Origin of the sequence: Bradyrhizobium sp., from assembly GCF_017881085.1 — a bacterium.
Classification (GTDB): domain Bacteria; phylum Pseudomonadota; class Alphaproteobacteria; order Rhizobiales; family Xanthobacteraceae; genus Bradyrhizobium.
In genome coordinates this window covers 1-17,150 of record NZ_JADGRI010000018.1, presented here as the reverse complement: position 1 = coordinate 17,150, position 17,150 = coordinate 1, and the positions used below count along the sequence as shown (strand labels likewise).

Below are 17,150 nucleotides of genomic sequence, written 5' to 3'. Positions count from 1 at the left end.
ACTGCGGCATGGGCGTATTTCGGCGGCGTCACGCAATCCTTTCACGGCGGTTTGAGTTGGGATAGAGAGGGCTGTTCGCTCTCTCATCCGGATCAGCCATGGCCGCACCGAAGAAAACCGCCAGCAAGGAAACAGGCCAGGGTAACGGCGCTGGCCAACCCCTGGAATTCACCCGGGAACAGGAACTGAGCGCGCTACGCGACATGCTGTTGATCCGGCGGTTCGAGGAAAAGGCCGGCCAGCTCTACGGCATGGGTGCGATCGGCGGTTTCTGCCATCTCTATATCGGCCAGGAAGCCATCGTTGTCGGCATGCAGATGGCCCTGAAACAGGGCGATCAGGTCATAACGGGCTACCGCGACCACGGGCACATGCTGGCCTGTGGAATGGACGCCAAGGGCGTGATGGCCGAACTGACCGGCCGCCATGGCGGCTATTCCAAGGGCAAGGGCGGCTCCATGCACATGTTCAGCAAGGAGAAGAATTTTTTCGGCGGCCACGGCATCGTCGGCGCGCAGGTGTCGCTCGGCACGGGGCTCGCCTTCGCCAACCGCTACCGCGGCAATGATTTTGTCAGCTTGGCTTATTTCGGCGACGGTGCGTCGAATCAAGGCCAAGTCTATGAAAGTTTCAACATGGCGGAGCTGTGGAAGCTCCCGGTGATCTACATCATCGAGAACAACCGTTACGCCATGGGCACCTCGGTGACGCGTTCCTCGGCGCAAACCGATTTTTCCAAGCGCGGCGTTTCCTTCAACATTCCCGGCGAGCAGGTCGACGGCATGGACGTCCGGGCGGTGAAGGCCGCCGGCGACGAGGCGGTCGCATGGTGCCGCGCCGGCAAGGGACCCTACATTCTGGAAATGCAGACCTACCGCTACCGCGGCCATTCGATGTCGGACCCGGCGAAATACCGTACCCGCGAGGAAGTCGACAAGGTGCGCAACGACCAGGACCCAATCGAGCAGGTCCGCAACCGCCTGCTGGCGGCCAAGGTCAGCGAACAGGAACTGAAGGCCATCGACGCCGAGGTGCGGGAGATCGTCAACGCCGCCGCCGATTTCGCGCAGCACGATCCCGAACCCGATGCTTCCGAACTTTATACCGATATCTACCGCTGAGCGCTTTCAGCGCATTCCAGCCTGAAGAGTGATTTTTCCGGAGCTACCATGCCAATTCAAGTGCTGATGCCCGCGCTGTCGCCGACCATGGAGAAGGGCAACCTTTCGAAATGGCTGAAGAAGGAAGGCGAGGCGATCAAGTCGGGCGACGTCATCGCCGAGATCGAAACCGACAAGGCGACGATGGAGGTCGAGGCCACCGATGAGGGTACCCTTGGCAAGATATTGATCCCCGAAGGCACCGCCGACGTCGCGGTCAATACGCCGATCGCGACCATCCTGGCCGATGGCGAAAGCGCTGCCGATCTCGGCAAGGCAGCCGCGCCCGCGAAACAGGAGAAAGCTGCCGAGTCGGCGCCGCCCGCGGCCGAGGCGAAATCCGCGCCCGCGCCCAGAGGAGAATCCGCGCCTGCTGCGCCGAAGGCCGTCACTGAACCCGATCCGGAAGTGCCCCCCGGCACCGAAATGGTGACCATGACCATCCGCGAAGCACTTCGGGATGCCATGGCCGAGGAGATGCGCAGGGATCCCGACGTATTCGTGATGGGCGAAGAGGTCGCTGAATATCAGGGCGCCTACAAGGTCACGCAGGGGTTGCTGCAGGAATTCGGCGCCAAGCGCGTGATCGATACGCCGATCACCGAACACGGCTTTGCCGGCGTCGGCGTAGGCGCGGCGATGGCCGGCCTGAAGCCGATCGTCGAGTTCATGACCTTCAATTTCGCCATGCAGGCGATAGACCAGATCATCAATTCCGCGGCCAAGACGCTGTACATGTCAGGCGGCCAGATGGGCTGCTCGATCGTGTTCCGCGGTCCGAACGGCGCGGCTGCCCGCGTGGCCGCCCAGCACAGCCAGGATTATTCGGCCTGGTACTCGCAGATTCCCGGCCTCAAGGTGATCGCGCCGTTTTCGGCCGCCGACTACAAGGGCCTGTTGAAGGCGGCGATCCGCGATCCCAATCCGGTGATCTTCCTCGAAAACGAGATGCTCTACGGCCATTCCGGCGAGGTGCCGAAACTCGACGATTACGTGATTCCGATCGGCAAGGCGCGGATCGTACGAACAGGCGGCCACATCACCATCGTCTCCTGGTCGAACGGCATGTCCTACGCGCTGAAGGCCGCCGACGAACTCGCCAAGGAAGGCATCGAGGCCGAGGTGGTCGATCTGCGCACGCTGCGGCCGATGGATACCGACACCATCGTTGCTTCGGTAAAGAAGACCGGCCGCGCCGTCACCGTGGAGGAAGGCTGGCAGCAGAATGGCGTCGGCGCCGAGATCTGCGCCCGCATCATGGAGCACGCCTTCGACTATCTGGATGCCCCGGTTCTGCGGGTGTCGGGCAAGGATGTGCCGATGCCCTATGCGGCAAACCTCGAAAAGCTTGCATTGCCCTCGGTGGCCGAGGTGGTCGAAGCCGCCAAAGCCGTTTGCTATCGGTGACGCATGGCCGGTCCCAGGGAACAACCCTTGCCGCCCGACGTCATGGGCCGCGACGATGCCATAGAGGTGTTGCGCGCGTTCGTGCTCGATGGCGGACTTTCCATCGCGTTCACGCGCGCGTTTGAAGAGCCTGAGATGTGGGGCCTGCTGCTGGTCGACATCGCGCGCCATGCCTCCCGCGCCTATGCGCGCGAGAGCGACTACACCGAGGAAGAAGCGCTGACGCGCATCATCGACATGTTCGAAGCCGAAATCGCGCGGCCGACCGATATGGGCTCTACCACGCCGCGGTCGCAACAGGGTCACTGACAATGCCAATCAACATTCTGATGCCTGCGCTCTCGCCGACGATGGAAAAGGGCAACCTGGCCAAGTGGCTCAAGAAAGAGGGCGACAAGGTCAAGTCCGGCGACGTCATTGCGGAGATCGAGACCGACAAGGCGACCATGGAAGTCGAGGCGGTCGACGACGGTACGATCGCCAGGATCGTGGTGCCCGAAGGTACGCAGGATGTGGCGGTCAACGACGTCATCGCGGTGCTCGCCGGCGACGGCGAGGACGTCAAGGCGGCAGGAGCGGGCGGCGCCAGCGCGCCACCGAAGGCCGCCGAAGCTCCGGCTCCGAAACCTGCGGCGTCCGCACCGGCTGCAACAGCACCGAAGCCCGCAGCTCCTGCTGCTGCTCCGGCTCCTTCGCCCCAGGCGGCGGCACCCGCGTCGCAAACCAATGGTCACGCCCGCGTCTTCTCCTCGCCTTTGGCCCGCCGTCTCGCCAAGGAAGCAGGCATCGAGCTCGCGCGCATCAACGGGTCCGGCCCGCATGGCCGGATCGTCGCGCGCGACATCGAGGGCGCAAGATCCGGCAAGGGGCTCAAGGCTGCGGCGGCCGCGCCATCCGGCGCGCCGGCGCTGGCGCCCCAAGGCGCGTTTGCGCCGGGGATGTCGGACCAGCAGATCCGCGCGCTGTTCGAAGAGGGCAGCTACGAGGTGATCCCGCACGACGGCATGCGCCGCACGATTGCACAGCGCCTGACGGCCTCGGTGCAGACTGTGCCGCATTTCTATCTGACGATGGACTGCGATATCGGAAAATTGCTGGAAGCGCGCGAGGAGATCAACGCCGCCGCGCCGAAGGACAAGGAAAAGAAGCCGCTCTACAAGCTCTCGGTCAACGATTTCGTCATCAAGGCGATGGCGATCGCATTGCAGCGGATTCCCAACACAAATGTGAGCTGGACCGAAGGCGGCATGCTCAAGCACAAGCATTCCGATATCGGCGTCGCGGTGGCGATGCCGGGCGGCCTGATCACGCCGATCATCCGCAAGGCCGAAACCAAATCGCTGTCGACGATTTCCGGCGAGATGAAGGATTTTGCCGCACGCGCACGCGCCCGCAAGCTCAAGCCCGAGGAATACCAGGGCGGCACCACCGCGGTTTCCAATCTAGGCATGTACGGCATCAAGGACTTTACGGCGGTCATCAACCCGCCGCATGCAACCATCCTCGCGGTCGGCGCCAGCGAGGAGCGCCCGGTCGTGCGCAATGGCAGGATCGAGCCGGCGCATATCATGAGCGTGACGCTGTCGTGCGACCACCGTGCGGTCGACGGCGCGCTCGGCGCCGAGCTGATCGGCGAGTTCAAGAGGCTGATCGAAAACCCCGTCATGATGATGGTGTGACGCAAGCGCTGGCTGAGGGGGCAACGTTGAATGTCCGAACGCAATGGCCCTGGATGTCGATGGTGCTCGCAGCCGTCGTTGCCCTCAATCCCCTCGGCATCGATTTGATCCATGCCGCGTTCTTTGCCAATGAAGTTCTCTCGCGAAGCATCTGGGAACCGATTGTGCTGGCCGGTATGGCGATCGTGGCTTTGCTCGTCCTGCTGGAATGGGGAATAAGAAAGTTTATCATGCGTCGTCGTGCGCGGGGCACGGCGACTTTGGGCTAGACGGGAACCTTCATGGCCGACACCTCCTTCGACGTCATCATCATCGGTTCCGGTCCCGGCGGTTATGTCGCAGCGATCCGCGCCGCGCAGCTCGGTTTCAAGACCGCGATCATCGAAAAATCCTATCTCGGTGGCATCTGCCTGAACTGGGGCTGCATCCCGACCAAGGCGCTGCTGCGCTCGGCCGAGATCTACCACTACATGCAGCACGCCAAGGATTACGGGCTCTCCGCCGGGAACGTTTCCTATGACCCGAAAGCGGTGGTGCAGCGCTCGCGTGGCGTCTCAAAGCGCCTCAACGACGGCGTCGGCTTCCTGATGAAGAAGAACAAGGTCACGGTGATCTGGGGCAAGGCCGTGATCGACGCCCCCGGCAAGATCACCGTGACGAAATCCGACGCGGAGGCGCCGAAGGGAACGCTGGGCGAGGGCGTCTACACGGCTAAGCACATCATTATCGCCACCGGCGCGCGGCCGCGGGTGCTGCCGGGGCTCGAGCCCGACAAGAAACTGGTCTGGACCTATTTTGAGGCGATGGTGCCGGAGAAGATGCCGAAGTCACTGCTGGTGGTCGGCTCCGGCGCGATCGGCATCGAATTCGCGTCGTTCTTTCACACCATGGGCGCCGAGGTCACCGTGGTCGAGGTGCTGCCGCAGGTCCTGCCCGTCGAGGACGCCGAGATCGCCGGCCTCGCGCGCAAGCGGTTCGAGAAGCAGGGCATCAAGATCCTCACCAATACAAAAGTGACAAAGCTCGAGAAGAAGAGCGACAGCGTGGTCGCCACCATCGATGACGGCAAGAATCCGCAGGCGGTCGAGTTCGAGCGGGTGATTTCGGCGGTCGGCGTGGTCGGCAATATCGAGAACCTCGGCCTGGAAAGACTCGGCGTCAAAACCGAGCGCGGCTGCGTGGTGATCGACGGCTATGGCAAGACCAACGTGCCCGGCATCTATGCCATCGGCGACGTCGCCGGTCCGCCGATGCTGGCGCACAAGGCCGAGCATGAGGGCGTGGTGTGCGTCGAGGCGATCAAGGGCCTGCATCCGCATCCCACGGACAAGAATCTCATCCCCGGCTGCACCTATTGCAACCCGCAAATCGCGTCGGTCGGACTTACCGAGGCCAAGGCGAAGGAGGGCGGCCGCGAGATCCGCGTCGGCCGCTTCCCGTTCGTCGGAAACGGCAAAGCAATTGCGCTCGGCGAGGACCAGGGACTGGTAAAAGTGATCTTCGACAGAAAGACCGGCCAGTTGCTCGGCGCGCACATGATCGGCGCCGAAGTGACCGAACTGATCCAGGGGTACGTGGTGGCCATGAACCTCGAGACCACGGAAGAGGAGCTGATGCACACCGTATTCCCGCATCCGACGCTGTCGGAGATGATGAAGGAAGCGGTGCTGGACGCCTACGGCCGCGTGCTGAACATTTAAAAGCGAAAGACAAGAATCCGTGAAAGATAACGACAACCTGACCATCGAACGTCCGACGTTCGTGACTCATCTCGAATGCGCGATGGAAGGCGATCGCTACCCCGCCGACCAGATCCATAACCTCTCCAAGGCCGGCAAGCCGCTGTTGGTGCGTTATGATCTTGCCGGCGTGAAGAAGGCTCTGACAAAGGATGCGCTCAGGGAGCGGCCAGCCGATCTCTGGCGTTACCGCGAGATGCTACCGGTGCGGAAAGTGACCGACATTGTCAGCCTCGGCGAGATAACGACGCCGCTGATCCGCCTGCCCAAGCTGGCGAAGAAGCTCGGCGGTGGCGAAATCATCGTCAAGGACGAGGGGCGGCTGCCGACCGGCTCGTTCAAGGCACGCGGGCTTGTCATGGCGGTGTCGATGGGCAAGGCGCTCGGCATCAGGCACATGGCGATGCCGACCAATGGCAATGCCGGCGCGGCGCTCGCGGCCTATGCCACCAGTTGCGGGATCAAGACCACGATCTTCTGCCCTGCCGATACGCCGGAAGTGAATGTCAGCGAGATCGAGCTGCAGGGCGCCACCGTCTATCGCGTCAACGGCCTGATCGACGATTGCGGCAAGATCGTCGGCGAGGGCAAGGCCAAGGCCGGCTGGTTCGATACCTCGACGCTGAAGGAGCCGTATCGGATCGAGGGCAAGAAGACGATGGGGCTGGAGCTTGCCGAACAGCTCGGCTGGGACGTGCCGGACGTGATCTTCTATCCGACCGGTGGCGGCACCGGCCTGATCGGGATGTGGAAGGCGTTCGCCGAACTCGAGGCCATCGGCTTCATCGGTTCGAGGCGGCCGCGGATGGTGGCGGTGCAGGCGGCAGGCTGCGCGCCGATGGTGCGCGCGTTCGAGAACGGCACCGAGCACGCGCCGCGCTGGGAAGATGCCCACACCATCGCCTCCGGTATCCGCGTGCCGCAGGCGGTCGGGGATTTTCTCATCCTGCGCGCGGTGCGGGAGAGCAAGGGGTTTGCGATTGCGGTTTCCGACGAGAAAATCTCCGCGGCGCTGAACGAAGTCGCGCGCGAAGAGGGGTTGTTGCTGTGTCCGGAAGGCGCGGCCACCTACGCCGCGTACCAGCAGAGCCTTGCCGACGGCCGGGTGACGAAGAACGATCGCGTGATGCTGTTCAATTGCGCGACCGGGCTCAAATATCCGCTGCCGCCGGTCACACGTACGCTCGATCGCCATGCGCCGATCGACTACGCCAGGCTTTAGCCTTCGAATACGCGAAGCCATATTCGGCACAAGAATGATGCGGCGTTGAGGGGAGGGCGTGATGCGAAGGGCAATTCTGGCCGCGCTGATGGCGCTACTGGCATTTGTCGGCAATGCGCCGGCGGACAATTTCCCGTCGCATCCCATTACATTGGTGGTGCCGTTTTCGGCCGGGGGCCCGACCGATGCGATGGCGCGGATTCTCGCCGACCATATGCGCACGACACTGGGCCAGAACATCGTGATCGAGAATGTGACCGGCGCGGCCGGCTCGCTCGGCGTCGGGCGCGTGGTGCGCGCGGCACCCGACGGTTACACCGTGAGCATCGGCCATCTCGGCACGCACGTCGCCAATGGCGCGATCTACAAGCTTGGCTATGACCTCGTGGCCGACCTCGAGCCTGTGGTGCTGCTGCCGAGCAATCCCATGATCATCGTCAGCACGAACGCGGTTCCCGCCAAGACGCTGAAGGAGTTGATCGCTTGGCTGAAGGCGAAGCCGGCCCCGGCCACGGCAGGCACCGCGGGAGCCGGTTCTGGAAGCCACATCGCCGGGCTGTATTTCGAAAACGTCACCGGCATCAAGCTGCAATATGTGCCCTACCGCGGCACGGCGCCGGCGCTGACCGATCTCGTCGCGGGCCAGATCGACCTCATCATCGACCAGACCTCCAACTCCATCGCCCAGGTGCGCGCCGGCACCATCCGCGCCTATGCCGTCACCGACGACAAGCGCGTCGAGTCGGCGGCGGATGTGCCGAGCGCCGACGAAGCCGGATTGAGCGGATTTCACATGACGCTGTGGTCCGGGCTTTGGGTGCCGAAAAATACCCCGAAGGACGTCGTCGCGAAACTCAATGCGGCAGCGGTCGATGCCATGAGCGATCCGGCGGTGCGCAAGAAGTTCGAGGACCTGGGATTGCAAATGCCGCCGAAGGACAAGCTCTCGCCGGAGTCGCTTGGCGCCTGGCAGAAAGCGGAAATCGAAAAATGGTGGCCGATGATCAAGGCCGCGAACGTCAAGGTGGAGTAGACTGCGGGCGGCACGACTTCCGACAATCGAAACTCGCTTCGAGGGTCGAACGATCCTAGTGCCGCACGAGTAAAGCTGAGCAAACTCAGCTTTCACGGTTTCCTCGGCTTCACTGAATTCGGCCGCCCTGGCGGGATCAGCTTCGGCTTGCCTCATCTTCTTGACGGCATCTTCGATCCAGGTGGTGCGGTCCGTGATATCACGATGACTTTGGCAGGCCGGTAGCATCGAGCGGCTGGATTGCGCAATGCGATCATCATGCCCCCAGGATCGACAATTTCGAAAGCCTTGAGGGGATGACTGCTTTTTCCGAAAGCGAATCAATCTATAGTTGTTTATATTATCTTAGTACTGCACAGCGATAGTTTTGGTTTTAGATTCGGATCCGGAAGTTGCCGTTGCGCCACGATTGTTGCGTGACCGCAACACTCAGAGAAGATTTAACCGTTCTCACAGCCAGCTCTTGCCCGCGCCGCTTTTTGGCCACACCCCTCGATGAAATCATCCTTCGTAGGCTGATGGCCACGGCGCTCGCGAAGGCGAAGGAAGATCCTCATTTTCCGGGTCCGAGAAGAGATGGCCGGGAAACAGGTTCGCGATGGACGCCAAGACGAACATCAAGAAGCGACTGCCGAGCCGTCACGTGACGGAGGGCCCGGAACGGGCTCCCCATCGCTCCTATCTTTATGCCATGGGGCTGACCACCGAGCAGATCCACCAGCCCTTCGTCGGCGTGGCCTCCTGCTGGAACGAAGCTGCGCCCTGCAATATCTCGCTGATGCGCCAGGCCCAGGCGGTCAAGAAGGGTGTCGCCTCGGCCGGCGGTACCCCCCGCGAATTCTGCACGATCACCGTGACCGACGGCATCGCGATGGGCCATGACGGCATGCGCTCGTCGCTGCCGTCGCGAGAATGCATCGCCGACTCGGTCGAATTGACGATGCGCGGCCATGCCTATGACGCGCTGGTCGGTATCGCGGGCTGCGACAAGTCGCTGCCGGGCATGATGATGGCGATGGTCCGGCTCAACGTGCCCTCGATCTTCATTTATGGCGGCTCCATCCTGCCCGGCAATTTCCGTGGCCAGCAGGTCACCGTGCAGGACATGTTCGAGGCGGTCGGCAAGCATTCGGTCGGCGAGATGTCGGATGCCGATTTGGATGAAATCGAGCGGGTGGCCTGCCCGTCAGCCGGCGCGTGCGGCGCACAATTCACTGCCAACACCATGGCGACGGTATCGGAAGCCATCGGGCTGGCGTTGCCCTATTCGGCCGGCGCGCCCGCGCCCTACGAGATCCGCGACGCCTTCTGCACGACGGCGGGCGAGAAGGTGATGGAGCTCATCGCCTCGAATCTTCGCCCGCGCGACATCGTCACCCGCCGTTCCCTGGAGAATGCCGCGGCGGTCGTGGCCGCTTCCGGCGGCTCGACCAATGCTGCGCTGCACTTGCCGGCGATCGCCCATGAATGCGGCATCAAGTTCGACCTGTTCGACGTCGCCGAAATCTTCAAAAAGACACCTTATGTCGCGGATTTGAAACCGGGCGGTCGTTATGTCGCCAAAGACATGTTCGAGGTTGGCGGCATACCGCTTCTGATGAAAACGTTGCTCGATAATGGCCACCTGCACGGGGATTGCTTAACCGTCACGGGCCGCACGATCGCCGAAAACCTCAAGAGCGTGAAATGGAATCCGCACCAGGATGTGGTGCGGCCTGCCGACAAGCCGATCACCGTCACTGGCGGCGTAGTCGGCCTGAAGGGCAATCTCGCGCCTGAGGGCGCGATCGTGAAGGTCGCGGGCATGTCGAACTTGAAATTTTCCGGGCCGGCCCGCTGCTTCGATCGCGAAGAGGATGCCTTCGAGGCGGTCCAGAAGAAAACCTACAAAGAGGGCGAGGTCATCGTGATCCGCTATGAGGGGCCGCGCGGCGGTCCCGGCATGCGCGAGATGCTCTCGACCACGGCGGCGCTGACCGGTCAGGGCATGGGTGGCAAGATCGCCCTTATCACCGACGGCCGGTTCTCCGGCGCGACCCGCGGCTTCTGCATTGGCCATGTCGGCCCCGAAGCGGCCGTGGGCGGGCCGATCGCGCTGCTGCGCGACGGCGATATCATCGAAATCGACGCTGTGGTCGGCACTCTTAACGTAAAGTTGACCGATGCAGAACTCGCTGAACGCAAGACCAAATGGAAACCTCGGGAGACTAATCATACATCAGGCGTGCTGTGGAAATACGCCCAGCAGGTGGGGCCGGCGGTGGATGGCGCGGTCACCCATCCCGGCGGCGCGCACGAGAAACAGTGTTATGCGGATATTTAGGCGTACCATTTTCGCGTTGATTTTAGGGGCCACGCCGGTGGCGGCACCCGGATTCGCCTTTGACGGGGCGCCGGCGAACACGGATTCGGCAATTCCCGTCGTTGCGGCTCAGCCAGGGGCCGCCGCCACGCTGAAGAAGGCGGCGGTCCCGCCCAGCACCCCGGACGCCTCGCTGACCTCGTTGCAATATGCCGCGGAAGGCGGCCATCCCATCGCCCAATGGAAGCTTGGGCGGATGTACGCCAGTGGCGACGGCGTCACCCAGGACGATCTGCGCGCCTTCGAATATTTCAGCCGGATCGCCAATGCGCACGCCGAGGACAGCCCGTCGGCGCCGCAAGCGGCGATCGTCGCGAACGCCTTCGTCGCGCTTGGCCGGTACTATCTGAATGGTATTCCCAATTCCAAGATCAAGTCGGATCCGGACCGGGCGCGGGAGATGTTCTCCTATGCCGCGTCGTATTTCGGCAATGCGGATGCGCAATACGATCTGGCCCGGCTCTATCTCAAGAGCGCCGGCACCTCGCGCGACGATTTCCGCTATGCCGCCCGCTGGCTCGGTCTTGCCGCCCAGAAGGGGCAGCATGAGGCGCAGGCCTTGCTCGGCCAGATGCTGTTCAACGGCGACCAGTTGCCGCGGCAGGCTGCGCGCGGCCTGATGTGGCTGACGCTGGCGCGCGACAGCGCCGGGCCCGAAGAGATCTGGATCAAGGAAAGCTACAACAAGGCCATCGCCAGGGCGTCCGACGACGACCGTGCGATGGCGCTGCAGATGCTCGAGCACTGGGTGCAGGGCCGCAAGGACTGAAGTCCAATCGGAATATATGTAGGGTGGGCAAAGCGCAGCGTGCCCAGCTTTGCTTAAGTTTGGTTCGTTTGTAGACGGCACGGCGCAAAGCGCGCCTTTGCCCACCCTGCACAAACTCACGCCGTCTCGAGATCGAGGTCCGCCCACACCGGGACGTGGTCCGACGGTTTTTCCCAAGCCCTCACGTAACTGTCGATTCCGACATCCACCAGCCGGTCGCTGGCTTGCGGCGACAGCAGCAGATGGTCGATCCGCAACCCCTGGTTCTTCTGCCAGGCACCGGCCTGATAATCCCAGAAGGTGTATTGGCCGGGCGCGTCGGTGACGGCCCGCAGCGCATCCGTGAGCCCGAGGCCGAGCAGCGACTGGAAGCTTTCGCGGGTTTGCGGGCGGAACAGGGCGTCGTTGAGCCAGGCCGCCGGATTATGAACGTCCTCCGCCCTCGGAATGACGTTGAAGTCGCCCGCCAGCACCAGCGGTTCTTCCGCCTTAAGCCGTTGCTTCGAATACTCGAGAAGCCGCGACATCCATTTGAGTTTATAGGGATATTTTTCAGTTTCCGGCGGATTGCCATTGGGCAGATAAAGGCAGGCGACCCGGAGCACGCCCTTTTTCAGCGTCACCACGCCTTCCAGGAACCGCGCATGCGTGTCCTCGTCATCGCCCGCAAGGCCTGACTTGGTCTCCTCAAACGGCAGCTTCGACAGCAGCGCGACACCATTGAAAGTCTTCTGGCCGTGGGTGACCACGTTGTAGCCGAGCGCCTCAAGCGGCTCCCGCGGGAAGGCCTCGTCGAGACATTTGATTTCCTGCAGGCAGACGATATCGGGGGCGCAATCCTTCAACCAGGTCACGAGGTGGTCGATACGCTGCCTGATCGAATTGACGTTCCACGTAGCAATACGCATGAAAAAGGTCCCTGTCGTAACCCCACATTTTCGCCTCCATGGCATACCACGGGCGTTAGGGCTGTGATAACCGTTTAGAAAAAGGCGCAAATGTCGCCAAGGGCAGGGAGATAGGGCCGTCTTGGTCGTTTACGGACCGGCTGCCGTGAAACGCTATGAGAAAACGTAATTTGATTTTTTTCGCCGGCGCGCTGGGCATTGCCGCGCTGGCTGCCTTTGCCACCCGCTCATCATGGATGGGCGGCGACGCCAGCGCGCAGGGCCCACAACGAGCCCGCGTGATCGCGGTTGAACTGGCCAAGGCCGAGCGCAAGCCGGTGCCGGTCGATGTCGATTCGATCGGGACGGTGACGCCGATTTCCAGCGTGGCGCTGAAGTCGCGGTTAGAGACCACCATCGTCCAGGTGCATTTCGAGGACGGCGCCAGGGTCAACGAAGGCGATGTGCTGTTTACCCTCGACGCGCGACAGATCGACGCCCAGATCGAACAGGCCGAAGGTGTGCTCGCCAAGGATCAGGCGCAGCTCGAAGGCGCTCAACGCGATTTCCGGCGGTATACCGATCTGGTCGGCAAGGGCGCGACCACCCAGGTCAACCTCGACAATGCCAAGACCCAGGCCGACGTCCTGATCGGGACCATCAAGGCGGATCAATCCGCGCTCGACAATCTGAAGGTCCAGAAGAGCTTTACCGTCATCCGCGCGCCGTTCTCGGGGCGGATCAGCGCGGCGAACGTGAAGATCGGCAATTTCGTGCGTCCGGCCGACACGGCGCCGCTTGCAATCATCAACCAGATGGCGCCGGTTTACGTGACCTTCGCCATTCCGCAGCGGGTGCTCGCCGACCTCCGCGACGCCATGGCGTCGGGGGGATCCCGGGTGATCGCGACGATCCCCGGCCACGCACGATCCGAGGACGGCAAGGTCGCGATGGTCGAAAACACCGTCGATCCCACCACCGGCATGATCACCGTGCGCGGCATCATGAACAACGAGAATGAGACGCTGTGGCCCGGGATTCTGGTCAACACCAAGCTCGTGATCCGGACCGAGCAGGCCGTGACGGCGCCCACGTCAGCAGTTCAGCGCAGCCAGAACGGCAATTATGTCTTCACCATGAGGGACGGCAAGGCCCACGTTCAACCGGTGAATGTCAGCCGCACCTTCCAGGGAATTTCCGTCGTCGCGTCAGGTCTCGACGGCGGCGAGGACGTCGTGGTCGATGGACAATTGCTGTTGTCGGAGGGAACTCCGGTCGCGCCGCGCGCGCCCAAGGCGGGGTCTGACCGATGACCCTTTCGGAGCTTTGTATCCGTCGCCCGGTCATGACGACGCTATTGACGGCTTCGATCATCGCGTTCGGCGTGTTCGGCTTCCGTCTGCTGCCGGTCTCGGCGCTGCCCAAGGTCGATTTCCCGACCATCGCCGTAACAGCGACCCTGCCGGGCGCCAGCGCCGACACCATGGCTTCGTCGGTCGCCGGTCCGATCGAGCGCCAGCTGTCGACTATCGCCGGCATCTCGTCCATGTCCTCGACCTCGTCGCAAGGCACGACGTCGATCGTTATCCAGTTTGATCTCAACCGCAATATCGACGCCGCCGCCCTCGACGTGCAGACCGCGCTCACCATCGCGCAACGCCGCCTGCCGATCGAGATGACGATCCCGCCGAGTTTCCGCAAAGTGAACCCGTCGGATTTCGCGGTGCTGTTCATCTCGCTGAGCTCCGAGACGCTGCCGCTCTCCGCCGTCAACGAATATGGCGACATCACCATCGGGCAGGCGCTGTCGCAGATTCAGGGCGTTGCCCAGGTCGTGATTTTCGGCAACCAGAAATTTGCGATCAGGGTGCAGGCCGATCCGGAAGCCGCCGCGGCGCGCGGAATATCGCTGGAAGACGTCCGCGCCGCGGTCTCCCGGGCGAATTCTTCGACGCCGGTAGGCACGCTGAACGGTCCGAAACAGGATGTCGCGCTCCAGGCCTCGGGCCAGATGGACAAGGCGGCGGATTACCGCCACGTGATCGTCGCCTGGCGCAACGGCTCGCCGGTCCGGCTCGATGAGATCGCGCACGTCTATGACAGCGTCGAGAACGACAAGATCGCGACCTGGTTCAATAGTACCCGCTCGATCGTTCTGGCGATCTACAAGCAACCCGATGCCAATACGGTGGCCGTCGTCGACGGCGTGCTGGCGAAGCTACCGATGCTGCGCGCGCAGATCCCGCCGTCGGTGAAGATCGACGTCGCCATGGACCGGTCGGTGTCGATCCGCCAGTCCGTCAGCGACGTCGAGGAGACGCTGCTGATCGCCATCGGTCTCGTCATCCTGGTGATCTTCCTGTTCCTGCGGTCGGCGTCGGCGACCTTCATCCCGGCGCTGGCGGTGCCGATTTCGCTGCTCGGCACCTTCGCCGCCATGTACATGCTGGACTTCTCCATCAACAACATGACGCTATTGGCGCTGACCCTGTCGGTCGGCTTCGTGGTGGACGATGCCATCGTCATGCTGGAAAACATCGTTCGGCACATCGAGCATGGCATGCGCCCGTACGAGGCGGCACTGAAGGGCGCCCGCGAGATCGGCTTTACCATCGTTTCGATCACATTTTCGCTGATTGCCGTGTTCATTCCGGTGCTGCTGATGGGCGGCATCGTCGGGCGCGTGTTCCGCGAATTCGCGGTCACGATCGCGGTTGCGATCGTGGTGTCCGGCTTTGTCTCGCTGACGCTGACGCCGATGCTGTGCGCACGCCTCCTGAAGCCGCATGACGGGACGAAAAAGCCGAATATCATGCTGCTTGTCTTCGAGCGGATGTTCGATGCCTGGCTTCGAGCCTACGAATGGGCACTTGATTGGGTGCTTGCCCGCAAGGCGTTGATGCTGGTGGTGACGCTGGCAACGCTAGCCGGCACCATCGCGCTCTACATCGTCGTGCCAAAGGGATTCTTTCCGCAGGAAGACACCGGCTTTCTGTCTGGCGTGACGGAAGCCGCAACCGACACCTCGTTCGAGGCGATGTCGGTTCGCCAGAAGGATCTGGCCGACATTCTGGGCCGGGACCCCGCGGTCGAATACATCAATTCCACGGTCGGCGCGGGCGGTCCCAATGTGACGGCGAATTACGGCCGGTTGTTCATCGCACTGAAACCAAGGAAGGAGCGGCAATCGGCGACCGTGGTGATGGCGCGTCTGCGCCAGAAGGCGACGCAGGTGCCGGGAGTGCAGGCGTTCTTCCAGAGCATCCAGAACCTCAACATCGGCGGGCGACCGTCGAAGAGCCAGTACCAGTACGCCTTGCAGAGCGGCGACACTGAATCGCTGTACCGGCTGGCGCCGGAGATGCGCGACAAGATCGCCAAGGTGCCGGGACTTCTCGACGTCACCACCGACCTCTACATCAAGAACCCGCAGATGACCGTCGATATCGACCGCGAGAAAGCGGCGGTCTACGGCGTCACGGTCGATCAGGTCCGCAACCAGCTCTACAATGCCTATGGCGCGCGCCAGGTCGGCACCATCTACATGCCGTCCAACGATTACCAGATCATCCTGGAAGCGCAGCCGCAGTTCCGGGTCGATCCGTCCGACCTCTCCAAGCTCTATGTGAAGACCGCCAGTAACCAGACCATTCCGCTGGATGCGGTGGCAAAGCTGGTGCCGACCGTGGGGCCGCTGCAGATCAACCACCAGGGACAACAGCCCGCAGTGACGATCTCGTTCAACCTCGCGCCGAATTACTCGCTGGGCTACGCAGTGGACCAGATTACCGCGATCGAGCAAACCTCCAATCTGCCGGCCACGATCGCCACCGGTTTCTCCGGCACGGCGCAGGTGTTCCAGGATTCATTGCGGGGGCAGGGCGTGCTGATCTTGGCCGCGGTGTTCGCGGCCTTCGTGATCCTCGGCATCCTCTACGAAAGCTTCATTCACCCCATCACCATCATTTCGGGCCTGCCGTCGGCCGGCATCGGGGCGATCCTCACGCTGATGATGTTCAATATGGAGCTTTCTGTCATCGCGATGATCGGCATCGTGATGCTGGTCGGTATCGTGAAGAAGAACGCCATCATGATGGTGGATTTTGCACTGGAGCGCCGCCGCGTCGGATTGAGCGCCGAGCACGCCATTCGCGAAGCGGCATTGCTGCGGTTCCGCCCGATCATGATGACGACTTTCGCGGCGATTTTTGGCACGCTGCCGATCGCGATCGGCGCCGGTGCCGGCGCCGAACTGCGTCAGCCGCTGGGCGTTGCCGTGGTTGGCGGTCTCTGCGTGTCGCAGCTGCTCACGTTGTTCATTACCCCGGTGATCTACATCTATCTCGACCGGATCGACCGCCGCCTGAAGCGCCGCCTGGAGCCGCAGGCCGACGAAGCCGAGAGTTCCGAGCGGCCGCACGTCGTCGCGGCGGAGTGATCGGTTAATAAGGGCGCACCCGCCCGGTATTAATACGGGCAGGAAATTAACGCGGTGGAAGCCACGGTGCTCCATTTCTTGATGCTGCACAGAAGGTCCGCGCAACATGAAATGGCCCGGTGACTTGTCGACCGCGAAGCGGACCGCGCGCGGCGGCCCGGTGGGGGCGTTTCTCTATTGGCTCGACTTCTCCATCGCGAACGGATTTGAGACCGGCGACATCAGTGAGCGCGAGATGCGCCGCATCCGCGCCAAACAGATCGGCGCGGTGACGCGCCTCGTTCCGGTCACCATGACAGTCAATCTTGGCAACGTCGCGATTATCCTTTTCATATTCTGGAATGCGGGTTCGAATCTTTTCCTCGGTGCTTGGGCTTCGGTTATCGCGGTAGCCGCCGTCATGGCGACGCGGTCGTGGGCACGGTCGCGCCGCAAGCCGCCCAAAGAAGCATCG

General features: G+C 62.6%; 13 protein-coding genes and 1 pseudogene. 13 read left to right on the top strand and 1 reads right to left on the bottom strand.

The window, feature by feature from the left end; translation table 11 throughout:
• The first annotated feature begins 98 nt into the window (after nucleotides 1–98).
• The 10 genes from pdhA (at nucleotide 99) to QZ213_RS03295 (ending at nucleotide 11,371) form a co-directional block, all read left to right on the top strand.
• Nucleotides 99–1,121, top strand: a complete 1,023-nt coding sequence (gene pdhA, locus QZ213_RS03340; RefSeq protein WP_291684630.1) for a pyruvate dehydrogenase (acetyl-transferring) E1 component subunit alpha — start codon at nucleotides 99–101, stop codon at nucleotides 1,119–1,121.
• Nucleotides 1,122–1,169: 48 nt separating this feature from the next.
• Nucleotides 1,170–2,567 (top strand): pyruvate dehydrogenase complex E1 component subunit beta, encoded by a 1,398-nt coding sequence (locus tag QZ213_RS03335; RefSeq protein ID WP_291684629.1) that lies wholly within the window; start codon nucleotides 1,170–1,172, stop codon nucleotides 2,565–2,567.
• 3 nt (nucleotides 2,568–2,570) lie between these two features.
• Nucleotides 2,571–2,876, top strand: coding sequence for a DUF5076 domain-containing protein (locus QZ213_RS03330; RefSeq protein WP_291684628.1), 306 nt, complete (start codon nucleotides 2,571–2,573; stop codon nucleotides 2,874–2,876).
• 2 nt (nucleotides 2,877–2,878) lie between these two features.
• Complete coding sequence (locus QZ213_RS03325) at nucleotides 2,879–4,246, top strand: pyruvate dehydrogenase complex dihydrolipoamide acetyltransferase (protein WP_291684627.1); 1,368 nt, start codon at nucleotides 2,879–2,881, stop codon at nucleotides 4,244–4,246.
• 26 nt (nucleotides 4,247–4,272) lie between these two features.
• Nucleotides 4,273–4,515 (top strand): hypothetical protein, encoded by a 243-nt coding sequence (locus QZ213_RS03320; protein ID WP_291684626.1) that lies wholly within the window; start codon nucleotides 4,273–4,275, stop codon nucleotides 4,513–4,515.
• A gap of 12 nt (nucleotides 4,516–4,527) precedes the next feature.
• Nucleotides 4,528–5,946, top strand: coding sequence for a dihydrolipoyl dehydrogenase (lpdA, locus tag QZ213_RS03315; RefSeq protein WP_291684625.1), 1,419 nt, complete (start codon nucleotides 4,528–4,530; stop codon nucleotides 5,944–5,946).
• Nucleotides 5,947–5,965: 19 nt separating this feature from the next.
• Nucleotides 5,966–7,207, top strand: a complete 1,242-nt coding sequence (locus QZ213_RS03310) for a threonine synthase (RefSeq protein WP_291684624.1) — start codon at nucleotides 5,966–5,968, stop codon at nucleotides 7,205–7,207.
• Between the two features lie 61 nt (nucleotides 7,208–7,268).
• A complete protein-coding gene (locus QZ213_RS03305; RefSeq protein WP_291684623.1) occupies nucleotides 7,269–8,240 on the top strand; it encodes a tripartite tricarboxylate transporter substrate binding protein BugD in 972 nt (323 codons plus the stop codon).
• Nucleotides 8,241–8,838: 598 nt separating this feature from the next.
• Complete coding sequence (gene ilvD / locus QZ213_RS03300) at nucleotides 8,839–10,563, top strand: dihydroxy-acid dehydratase (protein ID WP_291684622.1); 1,725 nt, start codon at nucleotides 8,839–8,841, stop codon at nucleotides 10,561–10,563.
• Nucleotides 10,550–11,371, top strand: a complete 822-nt coding sequence (locus tag QZ213_RS03295) for a tetratricopeptide repeat protein (RefSeq protein WP_291684621.1) — start codon at nucleotides 10,550–10,552, stop codon at nucleotides 11,369–11,371. Before ilvD ends, QZ213_RS03295 begins: the two co-directional genes overlap by 14 nt.
• A 116-nt stretch (nucleotides 11,372–11,487) precedes the next feature.
• Here QZ213_RS03295 and xth read toward each other — a convergent pair whose 3' ends face one another.
• Nucleotides 11,488–12,279: an exodeoxyribonuclease III gene (xth, locus tag QZ213_RS03290; protein ID WP_291684620.1), complete on the bottom strand. Its 792-nt coding sequence runs from the start codon at nucleotides 12,277–12,279 to the stop codon at nucleotides 11,488–11,490.
• Nucleotides 12,280–12,434: 155 nt separating this feature from the next.
• Between xth and QZ213_RS03285 the strand changes: the two genes are divergently transcribed.
• The 3 genes and pseudogenes from QZ213_RS03285 to QZ213_RS03275 form a co-directional block, all read left to right on the top strand.
• Nucleotides 12,435–13,571: an efflux RND transporter periplasmic adaptor subunit gene (locus QZ213_RS03285; RefSeq protein WP_291684619.1), complete on the top strand. Its 1,137-nt coding sequence runs from the start codon at nucleotides 12,435–12,437 to the stop codon at nucleotides 13,569–13,571.
• Entirely contained in the window at nucleotides 13,568–16,696 is a 3,129-nt protein-coding gene (locus QZ213_RS03280) for an efflux RND transporter permease subunit (RefSeq protein ID WP_291684618.1), read from the top strand. The genes QZ213_RS03285 and QZ213_RS03280 overlap by 4 nt, the downstream gene beginning before the upstream one ends.
• Before the next feature lie 106 nt (nucleotides 16,697–16,802).
• Nucleotides 16,803–17,150: pseudogene (locus QZ213_RS03275) on the top strand (PAS domain-containing sensor histidine kinase); the annotation flags it as partial.